A 13,097-nucleotide genomic window follows, 5' to 3' on the forward strand; every position below is an offset into this window, starting at 1 on the left:
ACTAGGTATACAAGGTGTTTGGCGAGGTAAGAACAAACAAACCACCCGTAGCCGAGATGACCAAAAACGAGCAGATGATTTAGTGAAACGTAATTTTACTGCTGATCATCCTGACCAACTGTGGGTCAGTGACTTTACGTATATTCAAACTCATTCAGGCTGGGTCTATACCGCCTTTATTATTGATGTGTTCTCACGAGCAATTGTTGGCTGGAAAGTATCTACACGAATGAATACCGATATGGTGCTCGATGCATTAGAGCAAGCATTGCATGATCGAGGCATGCCAAAGAATGTGATTCATCATTCCGACAGAGGTGTGCAATATCTTTCCATTCGTTATACCCATCGTTTAGAAGCAGCAAATTTACGAGCATCAGTCGGTACGACTGGTGATTCATACGATAATGCTTTGGCTGAAACGGTGAATGGCTTATACAAAACAGAGGTGATTGAATATTTAAAAGCGGATTGGCAAGGTTTAGCGGATGTACAACTTGCGACACTAAACTGGGTAGATTGGTTCAATAAATAGCGTGTACACAGTGCACTGGGTTATGTATCACCTTTTGAGTTTGAAGCAATGTACTATGATAAGATTAACCCGTTAGGTCAGGTGGCCTAACTTAAATAAAAAAGTCTCCGACAAACCCGGTACGGTTCAATTTCCTGTATTGAAAATCCTTGTACTAACTGATCTGAATATTGAGTTAAAAGCCATTCATGAGCTTCTTTTATTCTTAAGTTACCAATAGGGTTGCTCGCTCCTACTTTAAGCAATGGCCAATCTGCTGACTCTTCTTCATACTCAGGGCGGCCAAGTTTTTTTAATAGTTCTTTTCGACCATATCCTTGAGGTAATAGATCAACTAGAAAAGCTGGCCACGTAGGCTCAATATTGCTTTCTAAATTAATCGGATAATGGTTTGAAACAGCATGACCATCTCGTAACCCCATATGTTCAATTGCGTAATCCATTGAATAATATGTTCCGCAGCTAGCTTTCCAACCTTTAGCTTTTTCACCTATTACTTCAATAGTGGCACAATTGATCCATTGATTATTCAGAAATATTTGGACAGAGCAAAAATCATTCATAATTCTATTTAAATAGTAAAGTATAGCCAGTTTTACCTATTATATACCTATTATAGTAGTAAAGTATTATTTTTTGTCCAAGTGAGTTTTCAAAATTTATTTTTTATTTAACATAAAATCTCTACTTGGGAAAACAACACAAAAACCCGCATCTAAAAAACTGAAATAAAAAATGCGCCATCCAAACTGTTAAGCTAGGAGCGTAATATCTTTTATAAAAATTCCATTTTTCCCATCCGGCGTGAGGAAAAAAGTAAGAGAGCTAGCTAGCCCAGTCTCAAACATGCCTAAAATTTGTTTAGCCAGTTCTGTACGTGGAATGCCAAGGGTGAATTAGGTAGACCACATACCCAAGTTGTCTGTTAAATTTGAACGGCTCGGGGAAAATTCGGCTTTTGAATGTTTATGCAACAAAGCCTCTCACATGTACAAAAGAAACATTTTTTGATATATTATTTTAATTAAATCAAATACTTGAAATATTTTTTTCTTGTAAGTAGTATAAGGTTCATCTTAAGCAACATTGAATTCATGAAAATGTAAAAAATTCTAGCCCAAACAAAATAAGAATTTCACTTGGTTATTTTTTAATAATTTTTCAGGACTCTCATTTAGATGAAAACGACTTTTGAGTTCAATCAAGAATTTGGTACAGCTAAAGAATTATTCTGCAAAAACTTCAATAAACTTCATCTCAGTGTTCATCCTGATTTTTCTGGAATTCAGCTTTGCTATGTTTGGGCTTTTCAATCCATAAAAGCTGATTTATCTATATTTGTCTCCCAACCCGAACTTCGTGTATGGAAAGATCCAAATATTGACGGCTACAGAGTGGCCAACAATATTCACATGTACTTATATTTGTTAAATACCACTCCCCAAAATATCAAGCTGCAGGTACATTCTTTCCCTCGCGATGTTGAGAAAATTAAGCTATTAAAACAACAAGCAAGTTCAGAATTCCTCAAATTTCTTTCCTCTTTTCATCATGATTTGAACAAACTGAATCCAGAAAGGTTACAGGGACTGATCAATATGCATATTTCATCTAAAGTGATTCTCAATTTAAACAAAGAAAACTCTTTCAAACCACACTGCACTATTAGCTTGGATCTGCTTGCCAAACTGTTGAAATTCACACGAAACCAACTCAATCATCGCAATAAAATTATCAAGCAGCAAAGACGAAACGTGTTGGATCAACTGGAGCAAACTGATGAAATTGTTCAACAGCTTTTAAACCACCCTGACTTCGCTATCTCACCTGATCAGCTATGGAAATGATAATGTCTGAATATAATAAAACGAATCAAAGTATGACTGAGACTCAACAGACATTATTACAAAGAACGTTAGAAAAACTCTTTGGGGGTGAGGAACTTAACCGTACCGAACATATTCAATATGTCGTTGACTTACTTACCTCAGAACAAACTGATCAATATCTGGAAGGCCTGAAGATCGATCTCTCAGATTTTAAACCACAATCTGATCATGTTATTACAAAACCAGCAGCCTTAATCCTTTCGCGACAACATAAAATTAGCGAAAATCCAATCACTTGGTATGTAAACTCAATTGCACAATTAGCACAGTCAGAAGAAAATGCTTTGACTTGGAATATCATAGTCTTGAAAGCAGCAATCTATCTGATTGCTCTTCCAGATATGAAACCGGAACTTTTTAAAGAAAACAACACGGAACATTTCACTACTGTAAAACGCTTATTTGACCGCTTTCGTATAGCCAATTCGGTTCTAAACTCTAACAAAGAATATCGAAACACACGCGAATACGAGAAGCTTTGGAACCAGCATCTTCAAAATCCTAAACTTTCTTTAGAAGAGTTTGTTCAATATCTTAATGAGTTAACAAATAAAGATATTGATAAAAAGAAATCGGATGATTTTGTACAAAACCTGCTGAAAGTTATTCGTATCACATTTACTTATGTTTTGAAAAACAAGGCAAAAATTGCCAAAACTAGTATAAACACAAAACTGGAACATCATTTTTTAGATGAAGATCAGCTTATTGAAGAAACTTCAGAAGTTCAGAAGGGTTCGAAGTCAAAAGCCCTCAATATTGAAAAACAATTAGATGACCAAAATATACGTCAAATACACATAGACCCGACTGTTGTTACCCCCCTTGCCGCATACTCAGAATCCAGCCAAAGCTATGTCCTGCCTTTAGTGGCTAAACATATTCAAAGAAAAGAGCATTTGCTGCCATTCAGCAACCTTTTTCCAGATACCACAAGTGTGAGTGCCTTACTTAATAAACTATACGAAAATTATCATGCAAAAATTGAAGGAACTCCCAATGAAATATTAAAACGAATTCAGAAAAAGAAGGCTGCTTTGATCCTGATACTGTCCTTTATAACGGGTAATAAAATTGATGAATGGTTAAAGCTACAAAAAAAACGTGCTAAGAATTTAAATTCTCGTCAGGAAATCATTCTTAAGAAAGGACAATATTTTCTGAGGAGTAAATTTTCAATTTTTGAAAATAATAATTTTGCTTATTCGAACTGCTTGCTCAACCAAACAGTCTATCTGGAGATCCCGATTCCTAATGAATTTATTGCTTACCTGCAAAATAATGATCCTGTCAATGAAGACGATCTTCAACAGCTTTTAGAACAGCTAAGAACAGAACTTTATATTCCAAAATTGTCATCGATAAAGATTAGTTCGCTTTTACATCAAACGATTCTGCAACGAACTGGAAATAAACAGCTTGCTGACCTACTTACCGGAATTGACGCCAATAAATCTTCTTCTATTTCTTATTGTCATCAAAATACTGAGACTTTACAGACCGAGTATGTCTCGATTTTAAAAGAGCTATGTGAGTCATTATCTAATGACTACCAGAACATCGAACATGCTGCAGAAAAAAACTTTGGTAGCCGCAAAGCTCCCACAGCGGATATGGTTAAAAAAATCTTTGCCGTACTCAAAGCTAAAATTTTTGTGCAAAAGGAAAATGATTTAATTGCTGTTTTTAACCACTATAATATTTGGATGTGGCACTTTTTATTGCTGTTTACGGCTGCACGTCCAGTTTCTGACTTCCCTGGATTTTTAAAGAGCTTTAGCCTAAAAAGACAAATACTCATGGTTTCTGATAAAGAAATTGGTGGACGTCAAGGCTATGGGCGTTTAATTCCGCTTTGTAACTTTGTCGTACAGGAAATGGAGAAATTCATACAGTTTCTAGATTTTTTTAAAATTCAAATCGGCCCGCATCATCCAGAAATTCAAGACAATATTCAACAGATTATGGAAAACAAACTCCCGCTCCTAAATATTTTTAGCCAGGAAAAATGGCAGACCTTGAGTCCATCAATTGTGAATAACTTCAATCCCGAGCTAGGCCTGGAATATGAGAACTGGCATCGACATACAGCTCGCGCTTTTCTCAGCAATAAGATTAGCGAACCTGAAATTTTGGCCTTATTCGGTCATGAACCAATGCAGCAAGAAGCTGCGCATCCCTATTCGAGCTTAGCCATTTCACAATATTTAAGTATCGCTCCTATTCTTGAACAGATGAAAGATCATTTTGAAATTACGGGTATTGAACTCCATGTCCTCATCCAATAAAAGAACTCAAAAGTTATACGCTGAAGAACGCAGAACACAAGATCGACTCAATAAGGAAAAAGAGCTTCGAGCAGATGTAGAACAGGAACTGACCCAATATTTTCAAGAACAAGAATTAGAACAAAAAGAGAATCTTGAATCCTTTTATCCAGCAATTTATGAATTTATTAAGCTCAAGGCTCCAAGCTTGGCTTGGAAAAAATATGCGCATGAATTTTTCCGGGCCTATATTAAGAAAATCAATCTACAACGTAGTGAGCCTTTACCTCTGCCTAGTCTGACGTTTGATATGCAGCGTGATCAGCCAGTTTTCACGATGGACTGGATCAAGAAGGGGCATCAGATTGATGAAATTATTGATCAGCTTTGGGACTATTGGATTCTAGCGAAAGATAGTCAGGCCTTTTCTGATGATGAGATCATCGGGAATATCATTATTTGTGCCATGCTTTACTCAGGCCTAAATCAAAAAGCCACATTGGAGGCTTTGCTTGAACATTTAAAAGATCCGGCAAAAATTAGAAATATCGAAGATCTCAACATTATATTTTTGGAACCGCTTTCTCCCTCGTATGGTGATCTATTCGTTGATGAAAAAACCATACGCAAATCACGCAATTTTATTCCAGATCAAATTACCCGCTTATGGTTAATACACTTTAACACCAGAAATATTCGTAACGTACATCAAAATGTTAAGGATTATTTGGAGATTATTTTTAATAAACTTCAGTTACCATTTACCTTCAAAACTTATAAATTATTACGTAACTATGCCAATTTCAACTGGATGCAACTCCCGAACGTTGACATTGATCCTGCACTCTCACAATGTCTGATTGAAAACACTGCAACATGTGGATTATCAGAGACTGAATTTGAACGATTTCTTCAACCAAAATTCAAATATCAGCAGGATCCTATTAATGATGTCGATATAGAAAAATCGCCTTCTATACTGAAGCAGTCCTACTCTGATGATACTCAACAGGCCTTAGACAATGTCATCAAAATTCATAAAGATCTTTTAAAGCTTATTCGTACTGCACAAACCGATAAAGGTATTGATATATTAATTATCGAATATTGTATTGAAAATGCCGAAAAATTTAATGAATATAGCAAACGTATGGTCTTATGGCTTATTAGTCTTTATAAACCTGCTCCGGAAAAAATCCTGCCTATCGCTGAAATTTTTAAATTTTGCGTGATTCAATTTGAAAAGGCATTTCAGGAAAATCAACGTTTAACTGATAGCTCGATCTACACCTACTACACCCGGATTGCTGAACCTTGGTTGACTCATTCATTACAATATCTCGATGCAGAAGATGAACTGAATACGACTCTGAATAAAATCTACGAACAAATCATTACGAATACTCGACTAGCAGCTGAAGCAAATCAACCTGATTTCAAAAAATCAAAAGGTCAAACGATCAGGATGTTGAAACGCTTCCATGTATTCCAACAAAAAGTCTTCAATGCAGAGTCATTTGACTTAGAATTCATCGCTACTCAAAGCAGACCTAGAGCCCGCATCATAGGCCCTTTAACTTATAAGGCTTTCATGCACAAGTTGGATGCACTATTCACAAGTGCTTGTATCCATGAACACCATTATAAGACATTGAAAATTATTTATATTTTAGCTTACAGAACAGGTATGCGCATTAATGAAATACTCGGATTGCGTGTACGAGATATTGAGGGTTTAACCAATATATCAGTATGGATTCAACCGTACGGTTCTAAAAAACAAGGGAATCTACATGAACTCAAAACAGATAGTGCTGAACGAAAAGTACCTGTACATTGTTTATTAAAAACTGATGAATATCAGCTATTCCATAGTCATGTAATCGAGCAACGCCTACTCAAACAAAAAAACTTATCCTTATTTCGCAATTGGAATGAGAACACAAAACTTAACAAGCATACAGTGACTACACCTTTTAAAATGATTATGAATGAGCTTTTTGATTATCATGATTATTCTTTCCATTCGTTCCGACACACTGCAGCAAATCACCTATCAGTTCTTCTCAATTCTGATTACACTCCACTTGTAAAAAATCTGACGGATTACACCGAAGAAGAATATCAATCTATTCGAGCAGAGATACTCCGCAATTCACATGGTCAACATCATTGGTTTATTATTGCCCATTTACTAGGCCATATTGATCCTACTGAGACCTTTAAAAGTTATATCCATTTAAGCTACCTGATCGCTGGACGTAAAATACTGCAATATCACCCAGACATTGATAATCAATTGGCGAAGAAAATACTGGGATATCAACCTTCTTTCAAGTTTTTAAATACAGCGAAAGATTCTGCTAAATTTAGTTTCGAAAAGCATTCTAATGATTTATGTCAGCGTTTACTCAACGATCAAACTGGCTGGTTAAACAGCAATGTAGAAGATATTCTGGATGAAATCGCTTCGTTTAATTCTCAACCCCATGACTTTTTTAAATATTTCGCTGGAACAAAGGAGTCTAAAATTTCATTTAAATTGTTTTACAACTGTCTTAATTTACTAGAGATTCATCGTGACCCACAGCGTGTATCACTAGAAATGAGTTTACCCATCGAACTCGTTAACTATTGGTATGAAAACGCCAAAGAATTAAGCAATCTTAAGTCTCAAAAAAATAACCCCCGATTATTTGATCTTAACAACATAAATCATCAGTCAACTCCCCTCAAACCTGCCATGATCGACACCGCTGAAGAACAAACAGCAATGATCCATTTTTTTGAGAAGATTCAAAATTTATTTAAAAAGAATCCAGATCAAATTAAAGCAGTGCTTGAAATATTTTTAAGTCGTGTCACCGCCTCTCATACAGGTATTCACTATCGATGGGGCAAAATCGATCAATTGGAATCATTTTATTCCATGGTAAAAGACTTGTTTCCACGTCAATTTTGGCATCTTCTCGGACAAAACTTAATCAAATCATTAGATACTAAGAAACAGCCTTTATTAATGAAACTTGCTCAATCACACAGTAAAACTAAAGGTTATCCAACAACGCAGGAAGATTATGTTCGCCTTCAACTTTACTCAATAAAAGATGGCAGAGCACTTGCAGCGTTTAAATTTTGTCTGCATCTAGCCTGTATTGGCCGGCCACAAACTCTTGAACTTAATCCACAAAAATGGGAGCCTTAAGCTCCCATTTTTACTTTGGAGAAACCGGACATTTCTATTTTGGGCTTACAACCCAATTTTGTATAAGAGATTTTACGTCAAATGACCAAAACATGGTCTTTTACTTCATTCCTCTCTTGCGCAGCCTAAATCCATGACTCATTTTTAATTTTACCTTTTCTGCAAATGCGTTATTAGAGGGATTTGTTTCGCACTAAGAGCTTACTCTATAGTAGGTTTTAGGTAATGCCTCTAATGGGAAAGTCGGAGGATTAATCTGAATAGCTACCAAAATTCTAGACACACATAACCATCTTTTGGACTGCCACCACTCTCCTTTGCAAAAAGAATCGACGAAACATATCCAGAAGGGAAATTACATTCTAGTGTTTAGGTATCAACCAATAAATCTTCGTGATATTTACTCCTTAGAGATTGCTCGAAATCAACTCATTTAATCAACAACATGCACAAAAAACTGGCATAGAAATGTATTAAAAATATCTGTAAATGTGCATGTTGCACATGTTTTGAAGGGCGTATTACTTAAAAGTAACCCAATTTTAAAGCGGCACGGCTCTTGCAAAGTCAGATGTATTCAAAAATAGCGCAAGAGACTGGAGCTAAAAATGAGTACACATGAAGAAAGTCCACTGACCGAAACACCCCAAGCCAATCGAAAAGGATTGTTTCCGATTGCAATGGTGCTGTTTAGTTTTACTTTTTTTACCGGCACTATGTTTGCTGGCGGCAAAATTGGCGTCGCATTTGATTTTGTTGACATCCTCTGGATCACGGCAATTGGTAATCTGTTACTGGCTCTCTATGCTGCATCACTCGGTTTAATTTCTGCTCGCAGTGGGTTAAACACAGTACTAATGGGACGTTTCTGCTTTGGCAATTTAGGCAGCAAACTCTCCGATTTTTTACTGGGGTTTGCCGAACTGGGCTGGTATGCCTGGGGAACTGCAACACTGGCTATTTCGCTGGTGAAAATTGTTGGGATGCCAGAAAGCTGGATAATCCCGTTAATGGTTGCGTTTGGTCTACTCTTCTCGGTCACCGCACTGGTTGGTTTTAAAGGATTGGAGTACCTGTCACGGGTTTCAATTCCTTTGATGTTTATCCTGCTCATTACCTCAATTGTATTGGCCACCAAAGAAATTGGCGGCTGGACGGGCTTGACTGCTGTTAAGCCAACGGAAGCCATGACGTTCTCTACCGCTGTGACCATCGTATTTGGTACGTTTGCCAGTGGCGCAACGCAAATCACCAACTGGACCCGTATGTCGAAAAACGGCAAGATCGCAGTATGGGCATGTCTGATCAGCTTTGTCATTGGTAACGGCTTGATGGTCTTGGCGGGTGCCTGGATGGCGATTGTTTACCAACAAGCAGACATTGTAGAGGTTCTAGTATTGCAAGGCCTATCTGTCGCAGCAGTGATTATGCTGTGCATGAACTTGTGGACCATTCAAGGCCCAACCATCTATAACGTGTCCGCAGCAGCATGCCATTTAGTACGTAGCGAACGCCGGAAAACCATGACGATCCTGGCTGCAATTGTGGGGATTGTGCTGGCTGTCGCAGGCATGTATGAGTTGTTATTGCCATTCCTGTTGTTACTCGGTGCGATCATTCCACCTGTAGGTGGCGTCATTATGGCGGATTACTGGGTTCGCTACAAAGGTCAATATCCGTTGCTGAATGATGTAGAGCTGCCGAATTTTAACTGGAATGGTCTGATAGCCTATAGCATCGGTGCGATCGTGGCGTATAACTCTCCCTGGATTGCCCCGATTGTCGGAATTGCGGTTGCTTCCGTATGTTATGTGGTGTTGATCCGTTTATTTCCAGCAAAATCGGCTGAAAAATCAGCACAAGTGATGACAGGGCCATCAGTATGAGTATGACGGTGCACGAGGTGCTGGAACTACCACAGTTGTATGAACTGCGGTTGCGGGCAGGTGCCGACCATGTGCACCGTCTGGTTCGCTGGTTCTATGTCGCTGAGAACGAAGGAATTTCAGACTGGATTGAAGGTGGTGAGCTGGTATTTATTACAGGTATCAACCAGGTACGTGATGAAGCCAACCTGCTAGATCTATTAGATCAGGCGGCTGCCAAAAAAGTAGCTGGTATTGTGATCCTGACCGGTACCGATTTTATTCGTGAGATTCCGGCCACAGTACTGGAAAAGGCCGATGCAATTGGATTACCCCTGATTGAACAGCCTTACCACCTCAAGCTGGTGGAACTGACCCATGTGATTGGAACCCGCTTGGTTCAACTGTCACAAATCAAGAAGTCTGCAGAAGATGTGATGAGCCAGCTTTTACTGGGCCAGTTTCCATCACTGGAAACCATTCAGTTGCGTGCACAGCAGTTGGGTTTACCCTTGTTAGGGCAACATGTGGTGGCAGTGGTTCGTTTGAGTAATGTGCAAGAATTTTTTCAGGATAGCGGTGCACAGCACAAAACCAATGATCTGTACCAGAAAAAACAGGCTTGTTATGAACATCTGGAAAGCTGGAGAAAACAGCATGAACAGGTTTTCCCTATTGTTCCGCAGGGAGAGCAGTTTAGTTTGGTTCTATCTTTGCAGGATCAGGATCTGAATTTCTGGTTCCAGGCTCTGTCGGCATTGGTCTCCGGTTTGCGCGAGTCTGAATCCGATCTCAAGTTGTATGTTGGACTATCCACCGAAGTAAATTCTGCCATCGCCTTTCAACGTGGCTACTGGGAGGCCTGTCAGGCTCAAGAAATTGCCTCGGATTTAAAAACCAATTCGGGTGTCTGCCTGTATAACGAATTGGGTGTATTAAGGTTGATCAAGGCTATTCCGAACAAGGCCGTTACCCAGCAACTGATGAATGAAACGTTGGGCTGCTTGATTGAACCTGAAAAAAAACAGCCCTATGTGCTGGTTGAAACCCTGGATGCCTGGTTAAAGGAAAGTGGCAATGCCGTTCAGGCCGCTGCCCGGCTTGGCATTCACCGGAATACCATGAACCAGCGTATCCAAAAAATTGAAGCATTAACCGGACAATCATTGGGCAATCCCAATTTCCGTTTGAATGCTTCCGTTGCCTTATTAATTTGGCAAATATCCCACGATTAGAGAGAAAAATATGAAAGTTATTAATGCAACCTTACGTAAAAAGACCGGTTTGTTCACGATCAGCTATCACAATGGGGTAATTGATGCGATTGAGCCACAGGCCGGGTTGCTAACCCTCGAAGGACCTGACGTTATTGATGCGAAACAGCAGTTGCTGATGTCGCCACTGGTTGATCCGCACATTCACCTGGATGCGGTACTGACCGCAGGTGAGCCAGAATGGAACATGTCCGGGACGCTGTTTGAAGGCATTGAACGCTGGGCGCAACGCAAGGCCAGCATTACCTTTGAAGATACCAAACAGCGTGCCAAACAGACCATCGACATGCTGGTAGCGCATGGCATTCAGCATGTGCGTACCCATGTCGACATTACCGATCCGCAATTGACCGGATTGCAAGCCATGCTTGAGGTCAAGAATGAAGTCAAGGATGTGGTGAATCTGCAGATCGTGGCATTTCCGCAAGAAGGCATTGAGTCTTATAAAAATGGCCGTGAACTGCTAGAAAAAGCCTTGCAGATGGGGGCTGATGTGGTCGGGGGGATTCCTCATTTTGAATATACCCGTGACAAAGGCGTGAGCTCCGTGCATTACTTGATGGACTTGGCCGAAAAATACAATGTACTGGTTGATGTTCATTGCGATGAAATCGATGATCCGAATTCACGTTTTCTGGAAGTATTGGCCGATGAAGCATTGGTCAGAAACATGGGCGAGCGTGTCACGGCCAGTCATACCACAGCCATGGGCTCTTATGATAATGCCTACTGCTATAAACTGTTCCGTTTGCTGAAGCATTCAAAAATCAACTTTATTTCCTGCCCGACCGAAAGCATCCATTTACAGGGCCGCTTTGACAACTATCCAAAACGTCGTGGTCTGACCCGCGTGGCGGAGATTGACCGTGCTGGCATGAACATCTGCTTTGCGCAGGACTCGATCCGTGATCCATGGTATCCGGTCGGCAATGGCAATATTTTACGCATTCTGGATGCCGGTTTGCATATTTGTCACATGCTGGGCTATGAAGACCTGCAGCACTGTCTGGATCTGATCTCGGACAATTCTGCCAAAACCATGTGTCTGGGGGATCAATATGGCATCGAAGTAGGAAAACCGGCGAGCTTTATCCTGTTCAATGCCAAGAATGATTATGAGGTTGTCGCTAATCAGGCCAAGGCGGTGCTAAGTGTGCGTCATGGCAACATCATCATGCAGCGTCAGGAAGATCAGGTGCAATTATTGTCTGTTGCAACACCTTCCCAGCAGGATGCTGCAACTCAGCGTTTAGCGATTGGCGTCTAATTCAATACGTAAAACAACACACTGAAAATATCTGATCCGAGTGAAAGATATTTTTCGATGAACTGATCTAGCGGGTAGGCAAAATCCGGATGTATAAACAACCGGCATTGTCCTAAACCGGATTTACCTGACCCGCAATCCAAATCACTAAATCAAAAAATTGTCTATGTTCTGCATAGATAAGGGGTTTCTTATGCTTAAAAAAAATGTGTTACACCGTATGACTATCCCTTCAGGCCTAGCTTTTGCTGTTTTATCCACAATGACTGTAACTCATGCAGAAGAACAAGCCTGGTCGGTTTCTGGTTTTGTACGAGGTAATTATCAATATAAAGAATATGCTGAAAGCGAAAAGAGTAAAGCGCAGATCAGTGATATCCGGCTCAATCTTAATTATCAGAAAGATCAGATAGATGGCAAGATTACGGCACGCTGTGTCCAATTTAACGAAATGTGTGATTTGATTACATTGTCAGATGCTTATCTGGGTTATCAACTGGATGAGCAGCAGAAAATCACCGTGGGCTTGCAACCGATTCCATTCGGGATTGGAACCTATTGGGATAGCAGTTTCTATGAAAGCATGATGTATACAATCTGAACCGTACCGGGTTTGTCGGAGACTTTTTTATTTAAGTTAGGCCACCTGACCTAACGGGTTAATCTTATCATAGTACATTGCTTCAAACTGGCTTTGTTGCACAAAGATTTGAAATGCAAAGCGCCCCTAATTGAGCCAAATTTAAGGCGTAACTTGGGTAAGTGGTCGACCTAATTCCGTAAATCTGTTAAGGA

8 protein-coding genes and 1 pseudogene are annotated in these 13,097 nt (G+C 39.6%); 8 read left to right on the plus strand and 1 reads right to left on the minus strand.

Annotated elements, in window-relative coordinates; translation table 11 throughout:
- A pseudogene (locus ACE01T_RS07940) lies at positions 1-625 on the plus strand (IS3-like element ISAba29 family transposase); the annotation flags it as partial.
- Here ACE01T_RS07940 and ACE01T_RS07945 read toward each other — a convergent pair.
- Positions 622-1,098 (minus strand): hypothetical protein, encoded by a 477-nt coding sequence (locus tag ACE01T_RS07945; RefSeq protein WP_395519079.1) that lies wholly within the window; start codon positions 1,096-1,098, stop codon positions 622-624. The pseudogene ACE01T_RS07940 and the gene ACE01T_RS07945 sit on opposite strands and share 4 nt — an antisense overlap.
- Before the next feature lie 615 nt (positions 1,099-1,713).
- Here ACE01T_RS07945 and ACE01T_RS07950 point away from each other — a divergent pair.
- The 7 genes from ACE01T_RS07950 (at position 1,714) to ACE01T_RS07980 (ending at position 12,903) form a co-directional block, all read left to right on the plus strand.
- Positions 1,714-2,382 (plus strand): hypothetical protein, encoded by a 669-nt coding sequence (locus tag ACE01T_RS07950; RefSeq protein ID WP_171546413.1) that lies wholly within the window; start codon positions 1,714-1,716, stop codon positions 2,380-2,382.
- 2 nt (positions 2,383-2,384) lie between these two features.
- The gene (locus ACE01T_RS07955) at positions 2,385-4,712 is read left to right on the plus strand and encodes a hypothetical protein (protein ID WP_395519080.1); all 2,328 of its coding nucleotides are present in this window, start codon (positions 2,385-2,387) and stop codon (positions 4,710-4,712) included.
- Complete coding sequence (locus tag ACE01T_RS07960; protein ID WP_395519081.1) at positions 4,696-7,896, plus strand: tyrosine-type recombinase/integrase; 3,201 nt, start codon at positions 4,696-4,698, stop codon at positions 7,894-7,896. The genes ACE01T_RS07955 and ACE01T_RS07960 overlap by 17 nt, the downstream gene beginning before the upstream one ends.
- A gap of 608 nt (positions 7,897-8,504) precedes the next feature.
- Positions 8,505-9,782, plus strand: a complete 1,278-nt coding sequence (codB, locus tag ACE01T_RS07965) for a cytosine permease (RefSeq protein ID WP_004763097.1) — start codon at positions 8,505-8,507, stop codon at positions 9,780-9,782.
- Positions 9,779-10,996 carry a PucR family transcriptional regulator gene (locus tag ACE01T_RS07970; RefSeq protein WP_004763098.1) on the plus strand — a complete coding sequence of 406 codons (1,218 nt, stop codon included), beginning with the start codon at positions 9,779-9,781 and terminating at the stop codon, positions 10,994-10,996. The genes codB and ACE01T_RS07970 overlap by 4 nt, the downstream gene beginning before the upstream one ends.
- 10 nt (positions 10,997-11,006) lie before the next feature.
- Complete coding sequence (gene codA / locus ACE01T_RS07975; protein ID WP_004763100.1) at positions 11,007-12,302, plus strand: cytosine deaminase; 1,296 nt, start codon at positions 11,007-11,009, stop codon at positions 12,300-12,302.
- 193 nt (positions 12,303-12,495) lie between these two features.
- Positions 12,496-12,903 (plus strand): hypothetical protein, encoded by a 408-nt coding sequence (locus tag ACE01T_RS07980; protein WP_395519082.1) that lies wholly within the window; start codon positions 12,496-12,498, stop codon positions 12,901-12,903.
- The last annotated feature ends 194 nt before the right edge of the window (positions 12,904-13,097 follow it).

The organism is Acinetobacter uliginosus (assembly GCF_044130295.1).
In the GTDB taxonomy this organism is placed as follows: domain Bacteria; phylum Pseudomonadota; class Gammaproteobacteria; order Pseudomonadales; family Moraxellaceae; genus Acinetobacter.